This is a genomic window from Flavobacterium nackdongense, assembly GCF_004355225.1.
Taxonomy (GTDB): Bacteria; Bacteroidota; Bacteroidia; order Flavobacteriales; family Flavobacteriaceae; genus Flavobacterium; species Flavobacterium nackdongense.
The window spans coordinates 829885-855457 of record NZ_CP037933.1; the positions used below are offsets into that span (position 1 = coordinate 829885).

Here is a 25573-nt window from a genome sequence, read left to right on the forward strand (position 1 = left end):
AAATTATTCATTTTCACTACTCATTTTTCTTTTATATTCTGTTGGGGTCAGTTCGTACAATTCTTTAAAACATTCTCTAAAATATTTTAAGTCATTAAATCCGACTTCGAATGCGATTTGAGAAATATTCATTTGTGTTTGCACCAGTAATTGTCCCGCTTTTTTAAGTCGAATCATTCGAATAAATTCCGATAGATTTTGCCCGGTTAGCGCTTTCAATTTGGTATATAAGACAGTACGACTCATATTCATCTCTTCGATGAAGATTTTGGTGTCAAAATCTTGGTTGGTAATGTTTTTCTCAACAATAGCGATCGCTGTTTCCAGAAAAACCTCATCGGCCGAGGTCACGGTCAAATTTTTAGGTTCTAAAAGAATGTCTTTTTTAAATTTGTTAATCAAGTTGGCTCTCGTTTTTAATAAATTATCCACTCTAGTGATTAAAATACTCGACTTGAAAGGTTTTGTAATATAGGAATCTGCGCCAATAGCATATCCCTCCTCTTGGTTGGTTGGCGAGGTTTTGGCCGTTAGCAACAGCACTGGAATATGACTCGTTATTAAAGTGGTTTTGATGTTTTTACACAATTCAAATCCGTCCATAATTGGCATTTGAATATCACTGATTATCAAATCGATCGCGTTTTTATGTGCGATAGCGATGGCTTGTTCTCCGTTTTCTGCCGTAAAAACATTGTACTTGGAGGCAAATAATTCTTTGATAAAGGTTTGTAAATCGAGATTATCCTCAACTATCAATAAGGTTTCGGACTGTTTCTTTTCGATGGTGTCGGCTTTAAAATCTTCGATAACTTGTTTTCGCGGCTTTACATTTAAATCGATGAAAAAATCACTGCCTTCAGCGGCTTCCATCTCGTTGATACATTCACTTTCTAACAAATGTTTTTTTCCTTGTTTTAAATAGACACTAAAACAAGTTCCATCTGTTTCTGAACTGTTGACCACGATGTCGCCTTTGTGCAGATTGACGAGGCTTTTGGTTAATGACAATCCTATTCCAGACCCTAATTCCATCTTCTTTTGGTCGAGTTGGTAGAAACGCTCAAAAATTTGTTTAATATGCTCAGCCGGAATTACATTGACGAAGTTGATGACATCAATCTTTACATATTTTACATTTACATCGTCGTCTTTTTTAATATTTTTCGTAACATTGATGATGATATCATTATTATCGGCGGTAAATTTGAAGGCATTGGATAATAAATTGAATAAAATCTTTTTCATTTTGTCTCTGTCAAACCAAAGTTCGATACTTTTATGAGAGGTATTAAATTGAAAATTAATATGTTTCTCTTTGGCCAATCCTTCGAAGGATTTTTTGATGTCTTCAATAAACGGGACGATATCATTTTTGGATGCTAACAAAGACAATTTACCGGAATCACTTTTTCTAAAATCGAGTATCTGATTGATGAGTTGAAGCAGCATTCTAGAGTTGCGATACATAATATCGTGTTGCTGACGAATATAACTATTGCCCATTTTTTCTTCGATCATTTTTTCTAGGGGAGCAATAATCAAAGTCAACGGTGTTCGAAAATCGTGCGATACATTCGTAAACAATCGCAATTTCAATTCGTTGATTTCTTCTAGTTTTTCTTTTTCTAAGCGCTCTTTCTTCAATTCATTTTTTTCTTTGATTCGAAGCAACAGTATTTTTCTGATGTAGGACAAGACTACAAAAGCAATGGATAAATAAATAATATAAGCCCACCAGGTTTTCCAGGGAGCGGGTAAAATCTTTATTTTTATTAAATCTCCTTCTTCATTCCAAACTCCATCATTATTAGAACCTCTAACTTTAAATACATAATTCCCTTCCGCGATATTGGTATATACAGCTTGTCGCTGATTGCCCACATAATTCCATTTTGAATCGTTACCCTCTAAAATGTAAGCAAACTCATTTTTTTCAGGTTGTCTGTAATTTAATGCTGTGAAGTCAATACTGAAATTATTTTCATCGTATTTAAGAGTGATTTCGGAGGTTGCATCTGTAATTTTTAGATGCGGTTCGTTGTTGACATCGATGTTATTGATGTCGATCGTGGGAACGAAGGTGTTTTTTCGAATATCACTTGGGTTGAAGTAGGTAATTCCATTTGTACCCCCAAAAAACAATTCATTATTTCTGGTTTTTAAAAAGGAACCATAATTGAATTCATTACCTTGAAGACCATCCCATTGATTATAATTTTTGATTTGATTGGATAATACATTTAATCGACTGATGCCATAATTGGTGCTGATCCACATATTCCCGTTGTTGTCCGACAAAACGCCATAGATGATATCATTGGGCAAACCTTCCTTAATTCCGAAATTTTTGGTTTCGCGCCTTTGTGGGTTGTACAAAAACAAACCTTGACCTTCGGTACCAATCCAATAGTGATTGAAATTATCGATATAAATACTGTTGACATACAAAAATGGATTTTTGTCATTGTCTTTTTTCTCAATAGGAATAAGTGTACGTTCTTTAGTGTAGATATTTATTTTTTGAACCCCATTACTACCTCCAACTAATAAAAATCCAGGCTTTCTGGTTTGAACGATACTCATTACCGTACGCGAATCGCGATCGATACGCGAGAGTATTTTACTTTGCTTATCATATACCAATAGCCCACCGGTTAAAGTCCCAATCCAAATTTTCCCCTCAACATCCTCTAAAAGAGTTAACACCTTATAGGATTGGAGTGAAGTTTCAATGGCATTTGGAAAATCAATTTTGTTGAATTGAGGCGGAAGTTGATTTGGATTGAAATAATTGACTCCACCATCGTGAATTCCTACCCAAATAGTGCCATCTGTGGCAGTTATGACTGATTTTATATTATTGGCACTGATGCTATTTTTAGCATTTGAGTTGTGCTTAAAGTAGCTGAATTTTTTGGACTTTCTATCGTAAAAATTCAATCCGCCGCCCTCGGTACCAATCCATAAATTGCCATTTTTGTCTTCGGTCATACCGCTTACAATTTTGTAGTTGAGCTTGGTATTGGTATCGCCAAAAGAAATTTCTTTGAAAACGTCGTTATCTTTATTAAAATAATCCACGCCGTCGCCCCAGGTTCCTATCCACATATCGCCTCTGGAGTCGCAAATTATTTTATAGATTGAATTTTGACTTAGGCTGGCATCGTCCTTTTCATCGTGAACAATATTCCTAATGACTGTATTTTCGGCATTGATAATATAGATTCCCGAATAAGATCCAACCCATAAATTTCCTGAAAGATCTTCAGTAATGCTTCGAATGGCGGTAGCTATTGCTTTTTTTCCTTGAAACTCATAATCTATAAAAAGTTTAGTTTTTGGGTTGAATTTAGCTAAGCCTTTTTCATATCCTAACCAAATGTTGTTTTTACTGTCTTGAAATAGTGTCGGGCGATCTTGCGAATATTTGCCTAAACTTTTGTTTATCGGAAAATCATATTTCTTTACAAATCCTTTACGGGGATCATAAACTACTATGTCTTGGGTACTGCAAATCCACAAATTCCCATCTTTAGTTTTCAAGAAATCACGGGTATTATCCTTTAAAAATCGAGAGGTTGAGGTTGATTTTTTTAACTTAGTAATTATTTTTGTCCTAGTATCTACCTGACTAATTCCTTCACTTGTAGCAATCCATAGCGTGTATGCGTCCAGCTGAATGATATCCCAGATGATATTGGATTGAATGGAGCTCTTCGCATTGGAATATTGATATTGAACAAAATTATTTAATTCTGGATTGTACTTATTCAATCCGTTTTGAGTGCCTATCCACAAATTCCCTTTCGCATCTTGGTATAAGGTTTGAATATAATTGTTGCTTAAACTATTTTTGTCATCGGAACGGTGTCTGTAAATAACAAATTTATTTCCGTCAAATTTATTCAGTCCGTCTCTGGTTCCAAACCAAACATAGCCTTTTTTATCTTGTAAAATTGCCATGACAGACCTTTGAGAAAGTCCTCTTGACGAAGTGAAATGTTGAAATTTTAAAGTATATTGTTTGTCATCAATCCCTTGCGCTTGCAGGGATAAAGTCGCTCCGAAAAAAAGTAGTAAACCAAAAAAGTAGTAATTCTTCATAATTATAAAATAAATCTAAATTTGATCTGATGAATTCCGGTACGGAACACCAAAATTCTACTGCTAAAAAGTGCATAAAAACATCGCATTTCTTTTCGAAGAAAAATCATTGACACAGATCTATTGCTAAACATAAGGTTTGCATGATTAGCATGTATTCTTTTATCAAAATGCGATGTTTTAGTTTGCATTATAAGCATTTAAGAGTACGCAAAATTACAATTAATTTAAAATATGAAAAATTTGTTGCATTCTATGTGATCGAGATGATTTATTTGATAATACCAAAAGTATAACTAGTTGTTTGTGTGTAGTTTTGTTTCGGTTCTAATGTAGCTGATGGAAAATTAGGATGATTTGGAGCATCTGGAAAATTTTGCGTTTCTAATGCAAAACCGGTTCTATAATTGTGATCATCGCCCCTTTTTCCAATCAAATTACCCTTCATAAAATTACCACTATAAAATTGAACACCTGGCTGATCTGAATGCACCGTCATCAATACTCCTGATTCGGGAGAATAAATCTCAGCTATTTTACCGTAACGACCCAGCGGTTTATTAATCACAAAATTATGATCATATCCTTTTCCAAAAACCAATTGTTCGTATTTATTGTCAATTCTATCGCCAATGGCAGTAGGAGTATTAAAATCTAATGGAGTTCCTTTTAGATTTCGCAATTCGCCTGTTGGAATCAATTCCGCATTGGTAGGAGTAAATTGCTGCGCATTGATGGACAGGACGTGTTTCAAAATAGTATTTTTAGACGTTCCCGATAAATTAAAATAGCAATGACTTGTTGGATTTATAATGGTCGTTTTATCTGTTGTAGCCGAATATTGCAGCTTTAAACTGTTGTCAGCAGTAACGATATAAGTCACCTTAATCGTTAGATTTCCTGGATATCCTTCCTCTCCATCTTTTGAAAAATAGGTCAATTCTAAAGCTTCGTTACCCTCTATTGTCACTAGCTTCGCGTCCCAAACTTTAGCATAAAAACCATTGGTTCCTCCGTGCAGATGATTGCCATTATTGTTCAGTGTCAATTCATACTTTTTATCATTCAATACAAATTTGCCTTTGTCGATTCTGTTCCCAAAACGTCCCACAATAGGACCGCAGTAGATATCAGATGCAGTCAAATATTCACCAATGGACTCAAATCCCCAAACCACATCCTGAAAATTGCCTTTTCGGTCAGGAACCCATAACGAAACTACACGTGCACCATAATTGGTAATTTGCACGATCATCCCTTTTTTATTTTTTAAGGTATAGAGACCAGTCATTTTGCCGTCCAGTTGTGTTTCAAAATTTTTGGCCTTTAATTCTATAATTGTATTCGTTTTTTGACCCTGTACATTAAAATATACTAGCACTACCAAAAACACTATTTTATACTTCATCATTTTGATTCTCTTTTATCATTAAATTAAATACCTCGTTTTTTTAACTCCATCAGCGCTTCAATATAGTAGTAATCGGCATAGTTGAGTGGAACGCTAACTTCATTGCCCATAGGCAGACTACCCACACTATTTTTCAAAACAAAATGACCATTTTCGCCCAATTTTGCGGTATAATTATCCGAGGCCAAAGACTTTAAAATATGTGTCGCTTGTTTCAAATATTTGTCATTGGTGTAGGTACTTAGCTCAATTAAACCGGAAGCTAGAATAGCACCCGATGAGGCGTCTCTGGGAGCGTTCGGAATATTGGGAGCATTAAAATCCCAATACGGAACGCCATCTTGTGGGTAGTTCGGATTGGTCAAAATAAATTTAGCAATTTTCTCTGCAAAATCTAGGTATTTTTTATCTTTAGTATAGCGGTAGCACATCGTGTAAGCATACAGACCCCAAGCTTGACCCCTAGCCCAAGCACTTTCGTCGGCATATCCCTGAGCAGTAATTTTACTATTTACGCTTCCTGTTTGTGGATTGTAATCTACTACGTGATAGGAACTACCATCAGGTCTAAAATGATTTTTCATGGTAGTATTGGCGTGAGTGATTGCTATGTTCTTGTATTTATCGTCACCGGTTAGAATCGATACTTCAAACAACATTTCAAGGTTCATCATATTGTCGATAATTACTGGAAAACTCCAACCTTTCTTACTTTGCCAGTTGTCTTTGAGGTCCCAACTTTGAATACAGCCTACATTTTTGTTAAAACGTGTAATCAATGAGTTGGATGCGTCAATCAGCACTTGTCTGTACTTTGGGTCATTGGTAATTTTATAAGCTTTGCCGTATGAATTATTGAATAGGAAACCCAAATCATGATCATTGGTAAGATCTTTATCGGCTAAAAATATTTTTTGGTTTAATTCAGCTGCTTCTTTCCATTTGGGGTCCAAAGTATTTTCATATTGCATCCAGCAAACGCCAGGCCAAAAACCTTTGGTCCAATCATAGCCTTCTAACACCCAGCGTATTTTACCATCTTTTTCTATGGTTCTGGGTATTTTATTTTCTTTGACCGAGATGGTGCGTAAAGGAGTCAACTGTTCTTCGCTTTCTTTTAATGTTTTCTCACTAAACTCGGCAGTTTTACAAGCAGATAGAATCAAAACTAGTGATAGAATTACCGCCTTACTAATTGTAACTTTCATATAAATAATATTTAACTTTTTGCTAAAGTGCATCTACCTTGCTTAAAATCTTGGCAATAAGCAAGATAATGCATCTTTTTTTATTACAAAAACATTTCTATCTAAGCAATTGCTCAAATAGTGTTTCTTTTTAACTGCTTATTTTTTAATAATTTTTTTGGTAACTGAACTTTTATTATCTGTAATTTGAATCAAATAAACACCTGATTTTAATGTACTTCCTTCAAATACTATCTTGTTATCCACTGTGTTTTTAGCAGATTTACTTTCAATTATTCTACCGTTGATGTCTATCAAACTTGCCGAAATATTTTGGAAAGCCGTGGCGTCATAATGTACTGAAATTGCCTCGGTAACCGGATTTTGGCTCACCATAAATTGACTTGAAAAATTGGCTGCTGCATCTTTAACACCAAGAGTGGTGTCAATTATTTTAAATTCTAAACCTGTAATCCTAAAATTAGATGATGTATCAGGACTGAAAAACGACACTGCATCCAAATCTGCAGTCCCACCTGGAATTGAGATACCGAGTGAAGAAATATCACTTCGACCTGAATTAGTTTCAAAACCTACGACAGTTGTATTTTTACTGGTATCTTGTCTGTTGACCACCTTACAAGATTCGATAGTACCAAAAGTGGAAAGATATACCGCCGTAATTTCTACAGCTAGTTTTGTGGGTAAGTTGGACAAATCTAATCCAAAATTGATGCCCTCACCGTTATCAATTCCTGATGAAGCTCCAGTTGTAGTTACTCCAATTCCACCGTCATTAGCTCTTTGAATACCCGCTGTAGTGGTTATAGCTCCGAAAGAAGCACCCGCGGTTTGATCAATAACCGAACCTGCACTCATTCGTATAGAAAAAGTTTTACTTCTAGCCTCTGCTATTTGTACTATTCCTGTAGAATTTGTTGTGCCAGAAATAGGTTGAGCAGCTGTAGGATTATAATCTGATGCAACTGTAACTACACCTGACGCATCAACAGAAATATTACTATCATCTTGCGTAACGATGCTAAGAGGAGATTGTATAGACGTAGTCCCATTAGGCGTAATAGTTTGATTCCCTGTTAATGAATTCAATCGTATCAGATTGTCAACAGGAACGACAGTCCCTTGTGGAATCTCTACAATTTTAATTTCGATACTTGTAATTCTAAATGAAGATGTTGCATTTGGACTGAAAAAAGCAACTGCGTCATAATCCACCGTCCCACCGGGAATTGATATGCCCAGTGTAGCAATATCTTTGCGGCCTGAATTGCCACTAAAACCAACAAGATTTGTAAATTTGCTGGTATCTTGTCTGTTGACAGCCGTACAAGTTTCAGCAGTACCGAAAGTTGAAAAATATACCGCAGAAATTTCTACAGCTAATGTCGAAGGTAAATTTGTCAAATCCAATCCAAAATTGATTCCCTCGCCGTTATCAATTCCTGATGATGCGCCAGTAGGAGTAACTCCAATTCCACCATCACTCGCTCTTTGAATTCCTCCTGTAGTGGTTATCGCTCCAAAAGCAGGACCTACTGTTTGATCGACTACTAAACCCGCACTCAAGCGGACAATAAAAGTTTTATCTTTTGCAGATGCTATTGTTACAGGACCTGTTGTATTTACAGTTCCAGAACTCGGTAGCGCGGCAGTCGGTGTATAATCTGTTCCAATAGTTACAACTCCTGCTGCATCCACAGTTATTGTACTATCATCCTCAGTGAATATTGAAGCTGGAGGTCCAGCAACTGAAGTGGTTGCTCCTGCTGCGGGACTCAATGAAATCAATCGAACAAGATTGTTAACCGGTGTGGTAGTCTGACTATAGGCTGTTCCCGCTAGAGCGAACATAGCCATAACGAAACCCATTTTTAAAATATTTTTTTTCATAATATTAATTTTTAATTGATTATTAATTAATTGTTTTTTATTATTTTTTTTGTTGTAATTACTTGATCGTTAACTATTTTTACTAAATATATGCCCATAGGTAAAGATTTTAAGTCAACGATTATTTCTTGATTTTCAGCGATCGTATCATAGCTTTTGCTGAAAACTTCTGCACCATTGATAGTATATATTTTTAAACTTGTCGTGTTGCTTCTTTTGCTATTTACGAACCGAATACTATCTTTAAAAGGATTTGGGTAAATAATCAGTTGATTTTGGGCGTTTATTTCAAAAGATGCCGAGCTTAAACCAGCATTTTTAAGCACTTTAAAAACAAATTTGTTCATTCTAAACGAACTTGCCAGAGACGCATTAAACACGGAAGCCAAATCATAATTTATTTCCCCACCAGTTAATACTATTCCTAAGTTTTCAACATTTACATCTCCTTTTCCCGAAGGAAATTTTACAGTTGCCGTAGAGGAACTTCCGCCAAAAGTGATTCTTTTTGAGGTATCATTTCGGTTGACAATAACTCCTAGTTCAGAGCCTGTAATCTCGGTAACTCCAACTTTTACCAGTTGCAGTTGCACAGTATTAGGCAAATAGGATAAATCAAATCCCAAATTGAATCCCTCATTTGGATCGATTCCTGCACCCGCTCCACCGCGAACACCCAATTCACCTGTGCTAGCCCTGTCCATTCCTGCTTGGGTTAATAAAGCACCATAATTTGCTCCTTGGTTGACATCTGTTGTACCCATCCCTTTCCATCTAAAAAAGAATTTTGTGTTATCGGCATTGTCTACATTTGTTCCTCCGTTGACTCGCCAAGCGTAATTTATCGCATCTCCTCCTACAGAAGCTGATCCATTGGCATCAATATGTAGTTCGGAAGTGTCAGAAAAAAGCGAGTTGCCTTCTAAACCTGTCGTAGGATTAGGAAGGTCTAAAACGATATTATTGATTGGCTCTACCGATGAAGGCGGTGATGCTGCATCATCCTTTATAGTTACAGTAAAAGTGACCTCATTATTAGCAGGGATATCTGCTTCGAATCCAATCATCACCGTGCCGGGATTTTTAGAATCTGCTGTAGCGGTAGGATTGTAAAAAACAGGATCTGTAGAACGATTGGTCACGAGGGTAAAATTCACCGAAGGGTTGGAGCACACAATTTCCATGATTACAGTTTTACCTCCTTGAGTTAGTCTGATTTTCGATGGACTAATGGTTTCTACAATTGCTTTGGTTACCATATTCCAATACAAATTGATAGGTTCTGCTCCATTGCTCAAGTAATCTTTAACCTCAAGATAATCCCCATCTACTAAATACGCACTTCGGGTAGCGGCAAGTAGTTCATTATTGAGGCCCAATAAGCTCTTCATATTGACCATACCACCTCTTTTGGCGTCAGTGTCATATATTTCGTCGATGGTGGCCGCGCCATTCACTTTGTGGTGTTGCCAACTGATTTCAGATGCTTTTTTGATCGAAATAGTGTTTTGGTTCAAATTGCTTACTCTGAAAATATCCCACCGTTGCGAGGTTTGCGAAAAGTCGTTGTCATTGACGTCACCTTGAGCATCATAATCGTACTTTCCAAAATCCATAGCCCAACGCAATCCTTGAGAATCATACACAAAAAAACCACCGTCCATATGGGCGTGACTATAAGTAGGAGTTCCTCCTTTGAGACCAAAATATTTACCCGTTGCCCCTTGCCAAGCCGTACGAACCATCAAAACAGGTTGGGTTCCGTATCCATTCCATAATTTCGCCTCTGGCTGTACTACATTGTCTAAATTGATATTTCGGCCATAAATTAATGAAAAGGGCAAAAATCGTCTATTGTCAAAATCTTTGCTATAACTTCCGTTTTCCATCAACTTTTTCTCCTCGGTTAACAAAGAAGGATTGTTGGCTTTTTCGGCCATCCAAAATGCCACTGGAAGTGGACTTCGTTTGGCCGTACTGTCACTGTAATTAAAATACAAAGAGGTTGGACCGGTTACATACTGCATAAACTTTGCCGATTCTAAAAAGCCTGGTGTTTGAGTTAAACGATTAATTCCCTCGTGATTTTTTCCATAAACACCTTCTAGAGCTGCAAGCAACAATACTTGGTAACTTGTGCCATACGACCAATACATTGGTCCTTCAGCATAACTTCCGCTCCCATAAGTATTGAGAGCGAGTGGGTTTTTTACCAAAACATTGTTCAATACAAAAGCGGCTTCAGTATTCATTTGCGTAGTACCATCTCCATAAATAGCCAAAGCAGCAGACGCCAAAGAGCCAATACATACTTGATTCCAATTGGAAGTAGAGTTCCAAAATGATTTGTTTTTTTGAGTTAAAAATCCATAATTCAATATTTTTTCTCTTGCCTTTTGCTTGGTTGCAGCGGACAATCCATTAAATAACCAATCGTATCCAATGGCTACCGCATAAGTCATTTCGGAAGTGTCAAGTGAATAAGTAATCCAGTTATCCCAATCACAAACATTGTTCATAACAGTTTCGGCTTTGGTTAAATATTGCGATTGCCCAGTCATTCGGTAGGCATACGACAAATAAAATATTTGCTCGATGGCATCCTGCGATTCCGCCAAAATCCTAGTTCCGGTCGGTTTAACAATTGGTGCAGCCTGAAGAAAAGAGTTTGCAGTAGCAATAATGTATTCATGCGATTTCAGATGTTCTTTAGAGCTATTGATTAGCGTTTGAATTAGAGCTTCTTCTCCCGCTTTTAAAAATAATCTCGGATGTGACGTATTGGTAATTGTTGTCAAATTGAAATTATTTGTCAGCACTTTTAATTCTATCTTTGTAATTCTAAAACTGTTTGCAAACGGGGAATTATTAAATACTGTTACCATATCGGTATTAGTCGTACCGCCGTTAATTAGAATATTAAATGTTGAAATATCAATGGCTGTCTCATTGTCGGTTACCGATTGAGTAACTCCTGGCGCCATACTATTACCAAAAACAATTCTTTTGGATGGATTAGTTCTACTCACTATTACACCACTTTCGTTAGCGTTTCCTGCAAAACTGACGTATACTTTAGAAATTTGCAAGGCTGCGGAGGCAGTAAAACTGCTCAAATTGAGACCAAAATTTATCCCTTCATTCACATTAATTCCGTCATCTGCACCACCTCGAATTCCCATTGCTCCGTCAGTAGCCCGATCAATGCCGCCATCAGCAACTTTCTTACCATAGTCTTTGCCTTCCGTACGTTCGACGCTCGAAAAACCATTTAAAACAACACTGAAAATTTTGTTCAAAGCACCCGATTGAGTTACGGTACCCGCAGTTATGCTCCAATCATCGGCGGAGGTGCTTGCACTATAACTAACCGTACCTGCGGCACTAATCGTTAAAGTAGCAGTGTCTGTAAAAACAGTCGAGCCTTCTGTACCTCCGGGCAAAGCTCGTAGCGTAATAGTGTTACTTTGCGCATGAAGTAAACTTGTCATCCAAAAGACAATGCTCAAAAAGCGGAAACTCCAACTTGTATTTTTCATAAATTTTAAAGTATGGACCATTTGAACCAAACCAACAGGTCGATTAATTTTGATGCAATTTATCACTATTGAAAATGCGAAATAGGGGATTTATCGTCTTATTAAAAGGGGTAATGCGCTTAAATCGCCCAAAAAAAGAGGTGAAACACTGAATAATATAACCAGATTATGCCTTTAAACACCTTTTACTGTGCTAGTTATTGGTTGTCGAAAGTTTTGCGTTCAAAAGCAGAAACCGCCGTATGAAATCAGTAATGACATACGGCGGTTTTACAATGAATCCTTTTGTTATCGTTTAGTTAAGGTTTGCCAATAAGTACTTTTTTGTTTACCAATTGGTTGTCCTCTGACTGTATCTGAACAATGAACGTTTGTTGTGTTTTCAGGTTAACGATGGATGCCGTATTTGATTTTACGTTTTTTAATTCGGCTACCAAACGACCTTGAATATCAAAAACCTTGATGTTCTTGATGGCACTTACCGCCGATTTTACAAATAAAGTTCCGCTGTTTTCAAATACGAGTACAGTACTATCGTTAAATTCAGAATCAACCACTTTTAAAGATTTTTGGTATTTCAATGAAAATCTGGTGTTGTCAATGCCCGCAGTTGCTGTAAATGTGTAATTACTAGATTGCAAATTAGTTTCAGATCCAGTTTTACTATCTACTAAATAAATGGCTTGCCCAGTGGCGAATACACCTTCAAATTGGTCAAGCTTGATGGTAAAATCTCCTGCGACATCTGTTTTAAAATTTAAGGCGACAACATCGGTTGCATTGAATGCTGGACGACCTTGAATGACATAGTCTTGGTTGTTGATATTGGAAGTCAAGGCCACTTTACTGTCATTAATGTAAGCGCCGTCAATACCTTGATCTACACCTATTGTTGCATTATCCATATAAGCTATCAAAACCTGATTGAACGAACCCGAAGCATTCGATAAATTCAACCAAACACGATCTTTGCTGGCCGGTTGCTTGGTTTTCAGAAATTGCCCATAAGTAGCATTGTTCACTCGCATCGCATTGGTGAAAGTTAAACTCGTTGCTGCTGCTCCCGTTTTTACAATAAATCCTTGTGCGGGAGCTATGATGCCATTTGGTGCGGGAAAACCTCCATTGGCTACACCTCCTGCCAAGGTATATGTAGCATAAGCCGTACCTGATGCACCATTGGTTTTTCTCCAAAAATAAAGTGTGCCATCTGTTGCATTGTTCGCCAAAAACAAATCGGCATCGATATTCGAGGGATACGGATTTCCAATATCGTACATTGTATTTCCAATCAATCCCGAAGTGGTTAATGTCCCATTATTGGGCACTCCAACAAAAGTACCCTTGAATTGAATACTTGCGGTTCCCAAATAATACGGTGATGTAGTCCCGAGATTGTCTGGATCTTCATTGGGCATACGGATCAAATAACCTCTACCCGTCGTAAATTGTGTTGTTGGCAAAACACTGGCATATAAATTTGTACTTGAATTATAAATGTAAAAACGACTTGGTGATTGTGAGGTCAAAGGCGAAAAATCTTGTAATGTTTGTGTACCACTTACTGGCGAAGACCACATCGTGTAATCCAAACGTTTCAATAAGTTGCTGTTTTTCTTCACAGTTATGGCTCCAGAATTGATGCCGCTGGATTGTACTTGTTGTAGGGTGCCACCATCCTCAACTATAATACCGTTGGGTCCTGCATTGTTGATGATACCTTCTTCTATTTTAAGATTTTTTGTAGCTCCAATAACTAAAGAACCCGAATTTACAGTTAAGGATTTTGCGCTAAAGCCACCTTTGGCCACGGCTGAATAATTGCCTTCGATAACAGCATTGATGGCAGGACCGGGAGTGCCGTAAGACCAACTACTGCCATTCCAAACCGTAGTAGAAATATCAACTAATTTAAGTACAAATTTGATCATTCTAAATCCGCCTGATGCCACCGTTCCGGTATTGAATAAGGAGGCGATATCATAATCTGTGGTTCCACCTTTGACAACAAGTCCTAGACTCTCAACATCAAGATCTGCTGCACCAGAGGGTAATTTTATAGTAGCTGTAGAAGTACTTCCTCCAAAACTAATTTTTTTGGAAGTGTCTTTTCGGTTCACTATTTCACCCATTCTGGCCCCCGAAACCGCATCTACTCTAATTTTAACAATTTGTACTTGTACTGTAGAGGGCAAAAAGGAAGCATCAAATCCTAAAGAGAATCCCTCATTAGCATCTATTCCACCACCCCCGCCGCCGCGTACTCCTATTTTTCCATCACTGGCTCTGTCTATTCCCGCTTGAGTTAGCATAGCGCCATAGTTGGCTCCAGGAGTAGTATCGGTAGTACCCATTCCACCCCATCCAAAAAAGAATTTGGTATTATCTGCTGTGTTGATATCGGTTGAACCATTGACTACCCAAGCATATTCTTCATAATTACCACCGATGCTAGCCGCACCATTGGCATCAATATGCAACTCGGAGGCATCAAAGAAAAGCGTACTTCCCTCACGTCCTGTATTAGGATTCGGGATGTCTAACACGATATTGTTTATAGGTTCCACAGTTGAAGGTGGAAGTGGTGTATCATCTTTTATAGTTATGGTAAAAGTAACTTCGTTATTGGCAGGAATATTGGCTTCAAATCCAATCATCACGGTGCCTGGATTTTTAGTATCGGCAGTAGCTGCAGGATTGTAAAATACAGGATCAGTAGAACGATTAGTAGCCATCGTAAAAGTAACGGCAGGATTGGAACTCACTACTTCAAGAATCACTCTTTTGCCTCCTTGCGACAAACGCAATTTAGATGGACTAATCGATTCTATGGTAGAGCGGGTTACCATATTCCAATACAAATTGATGTCCGAAGCACCATTGTTAATATAATCTTTTACCTCAAAATAAGATTCGTCCACGATATAAGCACTTCTAGTAGCAGCCAATAGTTCATTATTGAGTCCTAACAAACTTTTCATGTTTACTTTAGCACCTCTTTTGGCAGTTGTATCATATAACTCATCAATGGTGGCATTGCCATCAACTTTGTGATTTTGCCAACTTGTTTCACTAGCTTTTTTGATAGAAATGGTATTTTGACTCGTGCCTGCCACTCTGAAAATCTTCCAACGGTCGCCAAATTGAGAATTGTCACTATCATCAAGGGTTCCCTGTGCGTCATAGTCGTATTTACCAAAATCCATCCCCCAACGAATGCCTTGAGAGTCGTATACAAAAAATCCACCATCCATTTGACCATGGCTGTAAGTAGGTGTTCCTCCTTTGACACCCATATACTTTCCTTGAGAACCTTGCCATTCGGTTCGTACTAAAGCCACAGGATTTACACCATTTCCAGTCCAAATCTTCTTTTGAGGATTGGTCAAATTGTCCAGTGAAATATCTTTACCAAAAATTAACGCCATAGGCAAAAACCCTCTGCTTCCAATATTACTGGCATACACACCGTTTTCCATCAATTTTTTCTCTTCGGTTAACCATTCCGGTCTATTGGCTTTCTTGGCCATCCATAAGGTAGCAGGAAGTGGTATTCTTTCGGCAGTACTGTCACTATAATTGAAGTAATACGAAGTAGGACCGGTAACATATTGCATGAATTCAGCCGATTCTAAAAAGCCCGGAGAGGCAATCAATCGATTGATTCCTTCGTGATTTTGACCATAAATCCCTTCTAATGCGGATAACATAACCACTTCATAAGTAGTTCCATAACTCCAGTACATCGGTCCTTCAGGATAGTTACCATCGTTGTAGGTGTTCATAGAATTGGGGTTCTTTACCAAAATTCTATTCATAATGTAGGCAGCTTCAGTGTCCATTTGAGTCGTTCCATCTCCATAAATGGCAATAGCCGAACAGGACAAGGCCCCTATACAAACCTGATTCCAATTGGAGGTATAATCCCAAAAAGGTTTTGTTTTTTGGGTTAAAAAACCATAGTTTAATATTTTTTCTCTTGCTTTTTGTTTGGTTGCGGCTGAGAGGTCATTGTATAACCAATCATAACCAAGAGCCACGGCAAAAGTCATTTCGGAGGTGTCTAGCGAATAGGTAATCCAGTTATCCCAATTGCAGACATCGTTGATCACTTTTTCGCCTTGGGTAAGATACTTAGTTTGCCCCGTCATTCTGTACGCATACGACAAATAGAAAATTTCCTCAACGGCTTTTCGTGCTTCGGCTAAAACTCGTGTAGCATTAGCAGGTTTTACGATTGTAGGCGCAGTTAAAAATTCGTCTGCCGTTTTGATGATGTAATCATGTGATTTTTTGTGTTCAGTTGAAGAGTTGATAAGCGATTGTATCTGGGCTTCTTCTCCAGCTTTCAGAAACAATCTCGGGTGAGACACATTGGAAATATTCGCCATATTTAAATTGTTGGTGAGTACCTTCAATTCAATTTTTGAAACTCTGAAGTTATTTGTAGCAGTAGAAGTATTAAAAATCGCTACCATATCAGTATTGAGCTTCCCACCTGTCAAAAACAAATTGAGCTCAGTAACATCAATGGCGACTTCGGTATCGGCAATGGGCAAGGTAACACCTGGCGTTCCAGTTTTTCCGAATACAATTTGTTTGGATGTAGCCATTCTATTAACAATTACACCTCTTTCGTTAGTCGCACCCGCAAATTTTACATAAATTTTCGTGATTTGTATTCCCGCCGATGTCCCTAAAGTTGACAAATCTAATCCAAAATTGAGCCCTTCATTGATCTCAATTCCTCCTCCAGCTCCACCAACAACTCCTAATTCCCCTCCAGAAGCGCGGTCTATCCCGCCATTTGTTAATTTTTGGCCGTAAGTACCTCCTGTGGTTGTGTTTACAGTAGCCATCCCCCCGATAGTTACTCCAAAGGTTTTACTCAAAGCACCAGACTGGGTTATAGTTGAGGCCGTTACACTCCAATCGTCGGCGGCAGTACTGTTACTGTAGGATACAACTCCTGCTGCGCTTACACTTAGGGTAGACGTATCTGAAAACAGACCACTTCCTTCAGAGCCACCCGGCAAAGCGGTAAGGGTAATAATATTATTTTGAGCATAGCCAGATATTGTTGTCAAGAATAGCGAACAAATTAGCAAATAGAATAGTTTGATTTTTTTCATAGTAGGTTTAATTTTAAAATTTTATGACGTTGATTTTGGTTACTATATTTGATGCAATTTACAATAACTCCATTGGACGGAAAGGGAATTATCATCTTAATGTAGGGGGTAAATTGATGGGGTGCATCAGTATCTTGTAGACTAGCAAATGCATTATAACCAATCGTAGCTGTAGCAAGTCATCCTTAACTACCCGTATATGCCCGGATTGAAATACTTATCCTAAAGTTTGCATTTAGTTTTTAACAATGAATTTAACACCTTGTTCTCTGCGATCGGCCGTCATCACTTTTAGGATATAGATGCCATCCGGTAGGTTTGCGGTAGAATGCATATATTTCAGTTTATTGCCCAATTGGGTGTTTGTCGTTATTCTTTTTCCGACAACATCATATATAATATAAGAATTCAGTTCTTTTTGCTTGGGATTTTCAATTATTAAATTTTTAGAAGCATTGTCTTGAAGTACCACCAGATCAGAAGCAAATGATTTTTCAAGCCCTAAAGTTGTTGCGGATTGGAAAACAATTTCGTACTGCGTATTGTTTTTTCCCGCAGGCAAATTCAGTTCGAAGAAACTATTTTTGATGTCGTGGTATTCATTCGAAATTTTATCGTGTAGATACACATCATCCACTTGGTCAAAATTCATCATTTCTTTCACAGTAATTTTGAAGTTGGCTTTTTGCTCATTACTGAACCCTATTGGAATTTTTTTATCTCTACTAAAGGGTCTTGCATCGATGACGAAACTGGAATCATTCAGCACAAAATAAACTTCTTCAGGCGCGTCATTAGGCGAGGCAGCATCCATAGCGTGGTCTACTCCGTCTGTTGCGTGGTCAACAAAGACGAGAGCCAATTGTCTGATGCCCCTATTATTTAATAGGGCATTGAATCGGATTTGTGGAACTTGTTTGGCACTCACTTTAGCGTAATCATTACCGGCCACAGAGTAAATTTTCTCAATAGCTATTGGGGATGGAATTCTACCAATGCTTGCTGGGCCTTTTTTCTCGAAATAGGAACTTCCCGTATCACCTAGTGTGCCCTCTTTGACCGAAATTCTATAACTATTACGCATCGTCACTGTAGAAGGACTACTACCGCTTCCTGATATCATAAAACCCTGCCCAACGGGACAATAGCGTCTTTGATAGTTTACATTTGGATTACTGAATACATTACCTTCGTTACCAGCGCCGTCATAGGAGTAAAAAACTGCAGGAACATATACCCCAGCTGTCAACGGAAATCCTGTCACTGGGTCGAGCTGTCCTACGGGAGAAAACGCACCGTATCCGCCTTTGTAATCAGCAAGATAATGGGAGTTTACGCTTTTGTCCTGTTCCCAAAAATAAGCTATGCCGGTACTATTAGTTTCATTGGATAAAAATAGCGATAAATCTAATGCTGATGGATAGGGATTCCCCGTCAAAGTGAATTGGTCTGGAGCGACCAAAATGCTGATGTTGCCATCATTGGGCTTGCCTCTAAAATCATATCGTTGTCTGCTTCCCGGATTATTGGTGGCGGTTTCACCAACATTGGTCGCATCGGTGCCGCTCGTCCCTTTCATTGTAAATCCTTCTCCGGGATTTAGAATGGTACCTGCTGCGCAGCGATCCCATTCCGCATAGGTGTCTTTTACCACAAAACGATGAATCCAATAGGACGAAATATCCAATGTAGATGAGGAAGTACTGCCGTTTAGAGAAGATGTTGCCGTGCTAGCTGTACTCGCTATATTGGTTGTGGGTCTGTACAAGAGGCTAATTCCAAAGGGCTCATTACCTGCGCTACTTGAGGCAATTCCAACGGGAGAACACCAATAGTTATAGGCAAAATTATTGACGGTCCCTTCCTGAAAAACAGACAATTTTCCACTGCCACGATTAGTAGATGTTCCGCTAGCTCCTTGTAGAAAATGGCCTTCGTTTCTTAAATAAAAATTACTGGAACTGCCATTTAATTCTAAATTTCCTTTGGTATAAATCATACTGCCTTTGTTGAAGATATAACTCGAACCACCGATATACAGCTGCCCAAAAATAGTAGCAGATATTAATAAACTTCCAAGAATAATTACTTTTTTCATAAAAAATCGGAATAATACAAAAAATCAATACTGGAATGTGTTAGGATTTAAAAAATAAGTAAGGGTTCCAATGGCTATTTTTTGCTTCATTTTTACACTTTTTGTCTATGTTTTGACATTTTTTGGAGTACTACAAGAGCTCTAGTATTTCTGGCGTTATATCCAAGTTTTTGTCGAGATAGGCAAGTGAAGGCGCTATCTTTTCGAAAGTATAAATCATTTTGATATCGTGGGCTTTGGCATAGTTCGCAAGGATATTGTTTAATTTGTCAAGTAAGGGTTGTACTTTTTGTTCGTATATCGTTTGGAGCTCCAATTGGGATCAAATTAATTACCCAAATAGCATTTGCCTAATTAATTTGATACCAATTGGTTCCGTTAGAGATTAAAGATATTGTACCGGCATTAGCAATGGTTAAAGAAGTAGCTGTAGTCAAAGAACCGAGAGCTAAAAAAACACTTGGAGTTCCCGAAACTGAAACAGTTATAGTATTTATAGGAGATCTAGTATTTCTAATAATGTACATTCTACCAGTACAAGTTGAAGGATCTGGTATCGTAAAATTCGCATTCATCAGCAGAACGGTATTAGTTGTTCCTGATGTACCAATAGTGTATGAAGTAGTTCCATTATTATGAAAGGTACTTGTTGGTGCAGCGATTCCTACCCCCACTCGATTGTTCAACGCATCTACACTAAAAGTAGTACCATCTACCGAAAATTGATTGGCTACTTGCGTTCCTGAAGGGGTAAATGCCAAAGTACCTCCAGTAGGAATAGAAGCGACCACCGCACTCGCTGGGGTGGTACCACTACCTTTGTAGATACCGCCTGCACCACCAGCTAACTTTGTGTTTGTCACCCCAGCATCGTCTAGTGAAATCACAGGTGTTGCTCCTCCAGTAGAAGCAATTGGAGCCGTGCCTGTCACATTGGTTACAGTACCCACTGTTATATCTTGTGCAGCTAAATTCCCATTCGCATCAGCTATTACCATTCGGTTACCAGTTCCTGTTAAGGTTTCCAAACGAACTGTGCCTGTGGTATGTAATTGTGCGGTAGGACTTGGCGTTCCAAGACCCAAGCGACCTACATTTGTGAATCGAGCCGCTTCAATAATACCACCACCACCACTATTGGTATTAAAAACAATACCTGCTCCCGGAGCTGCATCAGCTGATTGAATAACTAGACTTGTAAAGCCACTAACTTCTTCAACTCCAGTAATAAATCCAGCATATGAACCACTAGCACTACTTTCTAAACGAAGCTCTCCCTTAATGTTGGTATCCCCTCTTACATGCAATTTATAGGATGGCGTTTGTGTGCCAATTCCAACAAAATTTTTATCTGTATCGATGCTAAAAGTAGAACCGTCTACTGAAAATTGATTGGCTGCTCCTCCAATTGGAGTAAAAGCCATCTTACTATCGACAGGAATTCTAGCATTTACAGTAGTGGCAGCGGGTAATGTCCCATCGCCTTTATAAATTCCTCCTGTACCATCAATGAGGTCGGCATTGACAATGGTATTGTCCAAAATTTTTGGTGAAGTTACTGCATCAGGAGATATAGTAGTCGTATTCGAATTCGCTCCAGCAGTAATATCTCCAGCGAGAGCAGTACGTCGTACTTCGATACCAGTTGCACTAGTGACAATATTGTTGGTTGAAGAAGGAATAAGGTTATTTGATTGAACCCATCTTGAACTAGCAGCATTGTAGTAATAAAACCCAGGGGTTACCGCATCGGTACCTGAACCGGCTGTTGCAGTATTGTAAACTAAAGTGGCATCGGCGGGCGCTCCTCCTCCGTTAGGGTTGACTATTGGTCCGCTTGTGGCTTTGCTAGTAAGCGCTACTCGAGGTATCAGTATTCCGTTTGTTGTCGATTCGATGTCAAGTTGGGCATTTGGGCTTGTAGTACCTATTCCTACTTGGGCATTGGCTAAGGAATAAAATAAGGTCAATAGGAAAAAGTGCTTTTTCACGAGTATAGATTTGGGGTTATACATTATTAAAAGTTCGTTTTTTGATAATTATACAGTAGGTGTCATTAAAAATTTTATCGTTACTATCTTAATCGTTAGAATTTGATCTACCGCCCTAAGCAGTAGTAGTTTGAAAATAAATATTTTTACTGCAAACTCCAGATTGCGTCTACGTTGACGCTGTAGCACTTTGGACTGTACTAGTGCAGTTGCAGTAGGTTGCAACATCAGCCGAAATACAATAAATGTGTTGTATCAAAAAAAATCCTTGCGGAACCTCCTGTCAATGCGCTTGCAATTCACGCACAATCAGAAATTATCTTCAAGGATGCAACACAAAATAGTAGATGAAATCCATCTGATATTTCATAGTAGGTTTATTTTAAAATTAAGGTAAAAAACGTCGGTATTATTCTATCGCAAGCTAAAACAATTGCATTGCAATAAAAGGGAATTATCGTCTTATTTTAGGGGGTAATATGACGTAATTTACCGCTACCTATAAGACTTGTGTCCCTAAAAATTGGTGAATAAAATGTGTCAAATAAAACTAAATTAGAGGGTAACTATATTAATTAAAAACCTATTAATAAATGGATTGAACACATCTAATCATCCTTTTAATAAATACCCTAAAGTGCGATTTCGCTACACAATACGCAACGATTGCAGCACATAAATGTCATCGATAGATTGATGCACTTTGGATTTAGCTTGGAATGGATCCGGAGAATGATTGGTTCTTTTTTCGAAGATTTCTTTTCGAATGGTATTGACCAAATCAATATGCTCTTGTTTATTGATGCTGGAGAATTTTTTAAAGTACAATGTCTGTGATTTATCTATCAGCTGCAAGCGGTAGGATTTAAAATCGTACATCCAGGCGAATATAGGCAAATAAAGGAATAAGGAAATCAAAACCATTTCCATAGGCAAGTATACCATTGAAGTGGCAAGTGCTAACAACAAAACCAATAGTATTCCGAATTTTATTTTCGGTTCCAACTTTTGTTTTTTGATATACACTTTTACTATATCTGAATACGAGATAGAGGACATTTCTATGCTGTTTTGAACTACTATTAGCCCATTCTTATTGCAGCTTAGGCAATCTATTTTTTTTATTCTTTTGGTATGTTGCGGCTCGAATATCGTGTTCATTTTTTGATTATTTAGTAGTTAATATAGACTTTAATAAAATAAATTATTTGAAAAATTACTTCAAAAAAGGCAAAAAAACCCTGTCCCATAAGGAAACAGGGCTTCTATATAACCTCTAAGAGTTTGTTATTTAATCTTTCGATTGAAAATCATTCTTGTACAAAGTTCGTAACTTTAGAACGGCAAAAACTAGTCCCACCAGTGCAAGAACCCACAAATAATCGCTTATTGGAGCAGTTGGTGTAGTATCTCCACCACCCTCCAAAGCGCCATCACCAGTACCACCATTTCCGTCTCCCGGCTGAGCAAATGCTATAAAAGTGCAACAAAAGCAAAGCGTGGCGATATAATATTTTAATACATTATTTTTCATTTTTGATATTTTTTAAATTATTGATTTCGAATTAGTTAAGTACTTTTTTAATCACCACTTGGTTGTCTTCTGAGCTAACTTGAACAATCAAGGCTTGATTTGTTTTCAAATTGGAAATAGTGGCAGCGGTAGATTTTACATTTTTTTGCTCGGCTAGCAATCGACCTTGAATATCAAAAACTTTCACAGTATGAATCAGTTTCGCTCCTGATTTTACCAATAAAGTACCATTTTGGCCATAAACAGTGATGCTGTTATCATTAAATTCAGCATTTATTACTTTCAATGTTTTTTGGTATTTCAATGTAAATCTTGAATTATCTACACCCGCTGCTGCATTAAAGTTATAGGCTCCTGATTTCAAATCAGTTTCAGTTCCTGTCGTACTGTCTACTAAATACACGGCTTGACCAGTGGCAAATACACCATCAAATTGGTCTAACGAGATTGAAAAATCGCCAGCCACATCGGTTTTGAAATTCAAAGCTACTACATCAGTAGCATCAAATGCAGGACGACCTTGAATTACGTATTCCGAAGCATTGATGCGAGAGGTCAAAGCTACTTTACTATCATTGATATATTCACCATCAATACCGTTATCAACACCCGTTGTAGCGCCATCCATATAAGCTATCAAAGCTTGATTGAAAGTACCACTTGCATTGGACAACTTCAACCAAACGCGGTCTTTAGTGCCTGTTTGTTTTGTTTTTAAGAATTGACCTGCAACCGCATTATTTGGACGCATCGCATTGGTGAAAGTCAATGAAGAGATTCCTACACCTGTTTTTACAATAAACCCTTGACAAGGTGCAATAATTTTTGTGGGTGCTGGAAAACCTCCATTTGCAACACCACCTGCTAATGTATAAGTTGCATAGGCAGTACCAACTGCACCATTGGTTTTTCTCCAAAAATAAAGCGTACCTCCTGTTGTGTTGCCACCAAGAAACAAATCAGCATCTAAATTGGATGGATACGGATTTCCAGTGGCGTGAAATGAATCTGTCGCTAAACCTGTTAGAGTTAATGTTCCATTGTTGGGAACTCCAACTACAGTTCCAGAAAAATTGATAGCTGAAGCACCGGTATAATAGGCAGAAGAAGTTCCCAAATCTGCTGGGTTTTCATTTGGCATACGAATTAAATAGCCTTTAGCTATATTGAAGGAACTGCTTGGAGCAACGTTTTCGTACAAATTGCTAGTTGGATTGTATACATAGAATCGATTGTTAGGCGTTTGAGCAGTTAAAGGTGAAAATTGCTCTAAAGTAGTTGACCCAGCGACAGGCGAAGACCACATTGTATAATCGTTGCGGAACAAAAGATTACTATTTTTCTTCACCGTTATAGCACCTGAATTGAGTCCAGTTGATAAAACCTGCTGCAGTGTACCACCTTCTTCAACAATAATTCCGTTAGGACCTGCATTATTGACCACACTTCTTTCAATTTTTAAATTTTTGGTAGCTTCAATAGTCAAAGAACCAGAATTGATAGTCAAATTATTAGCACTGAAACCACCTGTAGCGGAAGCAGAATAATTTCCTTCGATAAAAGCATCTACCGCAGGACCAGGAGCAGCATTAGACCAAGAAGTTCCGTTCCATACTGTACTTAGTGCTACTATTCTAATTTCTATACCAGTTATTCTAAAATTCTGTGCTGTGGCAGAAGAGTTAAAAAACGACACCGCATCTAAATCAATAGTACCACCTGGTATTGAAATACCTAAAGTAGAAATATCTCTATTACCAGCATTACCGCTAAAACCTACTACTGTTGTATTTTGACTAGTATCTTGTCTGTTGACCACAGTACACGATTCAGCAGTGCCAAAAGTTGAAAAATACACTCTAGAAATCTGTACCGCTACTGTAGAAGGAAGACTGGACAAATCCAACCCAAAGGTTATACCTTCTCCGTTGTCAATTCCAGATGATGCTCCTGCAACAGTCGTTACACCAATACCGCCATCGCTAGCCCTTTGTATACCAGCTGTAGTAGTAATTGCTCCTAAGGTAGCTCCCACAGTCTGGTCTACAACTGAACCCGCGTTCAATTGCACAGAAATCGTTTTGTTCCGAGCGCCACCTATAAGTATTGTACCTGTAGTATTCCCTGCGGCAGCGATTGGGGTATAATCCGACGCGATTGTAACAGCACCAGCCGCATCTATAGTAATACTGCTATCGTCTTGCGAAATAATTGAAGGACTTGAAGTTGTTCCTCCTGATGCTGGATTTAATGATGTTAACCTTATCAGATTATTCACGGGTGTCTGACTATAAATACTTCCCGCCAGAAGCAGGATAGCCATTGTTATTCCTTTTTTTAATGTAATTCTTTTCATAATTATTGTTTTAAATGGTTGTTAAAGTTTATTATTGTTACAAAATTCCAATTGTAGAAGGTACAATATCGATGTCGATACTTGAAAAAATAACGCAGCTTTCAGCTACTTAATTTCTGGCAAGATAGGCAGATCGCTACATACTCATAAGGGAATTATTGTCTTATTAAAAGGGGTAATGCGTTGTAATTTACGATTATAAAGCACTGAAAAGCCTCAAAAAAAAATACGAATCAAAATAAAATACCCCCTATATTTAGTCGCTTTACACCTTGTGAGAAATTTTATTTAATGGGATATTTGTTTT

Annotated in this window: 12 protein-coding genes; all 12 read right to left on the reverse strand. The window is 37.9% G+C overall.

Annotated elements, in window-relative coordinates; translation table 11 throughout:
• Positions 1–3 precede the first annotated feature (3 nt).
• Positions 4–4107, reverse strand: a complete 4104-nt coding sequence (locus E1750_RS03280) for a hybrid sensor histidine kinase/response regulator transcription factor (RefSeq protein WP_133275394.1) — start codon at positions 4105–4107, stop codon at positions 4–6.
• Between the two features lie 271 nt (positions 4108–4378).
• Positions 4379–5518, reverse strand: a complete 1140-nt coding sequence (locus E1750_RS03285; protein WP_133275395.1) for an aldose epimerase family protein — start codon at positions 5516–5518, stop codon at positions 4379–4381.
• Positions 5519–5541: 23 nt separating this feature from the next.
• Positions 5542–6726: a glycoside hydrolase family 88 protein gene (locus E1750_RS03290; RefSeq protein ID WP_133275396.1), complete on the reverse strand. Its 1185-nt coding sequence runs from the start codon at positions 6724–6726 to the stop codon at positions 5542–5544.
• Between the two features lie 138 nt (positions 6727–6864).
• A complete protein-coding gene (locus E1750_RS03295) occupies positions 6865–8616 on the reverse strand; it encodes a T9SS type A sorting domain-containing protein (RefSeq protein ID WP_133275397.1) in 1752 nt (583 codons plus the stop codon).
• Positions 8617–8642: 26 nt separating this feature from the next.
• On the reverse strand, positions 8643–12155 hold the full coding sequence (locus E1750_RS03300) for a T9SS type A sorting domain-containing protein (protein WP_133275398.1): 3513 nt from the start codon (positions 12153–12155) through the stop codon (positions 8643–8645).
• 299 nt (positions 12156–12454) lie between these two features.
• A complete protein-coding gene (locus tag E1750_RS03305) occupies positions 12455–17287 on the reverse strand; it encodes a heparinase II/III family protein (protein WP_133275399.1) in 4833 nt (1610 codons plus the stop codon).
• 235 nt (positions 17288–17522) lie between these two features.
• Complete coding sequence (locus tag E1750_RS03310) at positions 17523–19385, reverse strand: T9SS type A sorting domain-containing protein (protein ID WP_133275400.1); 1863 nt, start codon at positions 19383–19385, stop codon at positions 17523–17525.
• A 130-nt stretch (positions 19386–19515) separates the two neighbouring features.
• A complete protein-coding gene (locus E1750_RS03315) occupies positions 19516–19701 on the reverse strand; it encodes an OmpH family outer membrane protein (protein WP_133275401.1) in 186 nt (61 codons plus the stop codon).
• Positions 19702–19735: 34 nt separating this feature from the next.
• Positions 19736–21400, reverse strand: a complete 1665-nt coding sequence (locus E1750_RS03320) for a hypothetical protein (RefSeq protein ID WP_133275402.1) — start codon at positions 21398–21400, stop codon at positions 19736–19738.
• 624 nt (positions 21401–22024) lie between these two features.
• Positions 22025–22537, reverse strand: coding sequence for a hypothetical protein (locus E1750_RS03325; protein WP_133275403.1), 513 nt, complete (start codon positions 22535–22537; stop codon positions 22025–22027).
• 130 nt (positions 22538–22667) lie between these two features.
• The gene (locus E1750_RS03330; protein WP_133275404.1) at positions 22668–22910 is read right to left on the reverse strand and encodes a hypothetical protein; all 243 of its coding nucleotides are present in this window, start codon (positions 22908–22910) and stop codon (positions 22668–22670) included.
• Between the two features lie 31 nt (positions 22911–22941).
• A complete protein-coding gene (locus tag E1750_RS03335) occupies positions 22942–25266 on the reverse strand; it encodes a T9SS sorting signal type C domain-containing protein (RefSeq protein WP_133275405.1) in 2325 nt (774 codons plus the stop codon).
• Positions 25267–25573 lie beyond the last annotated feature (307 nt).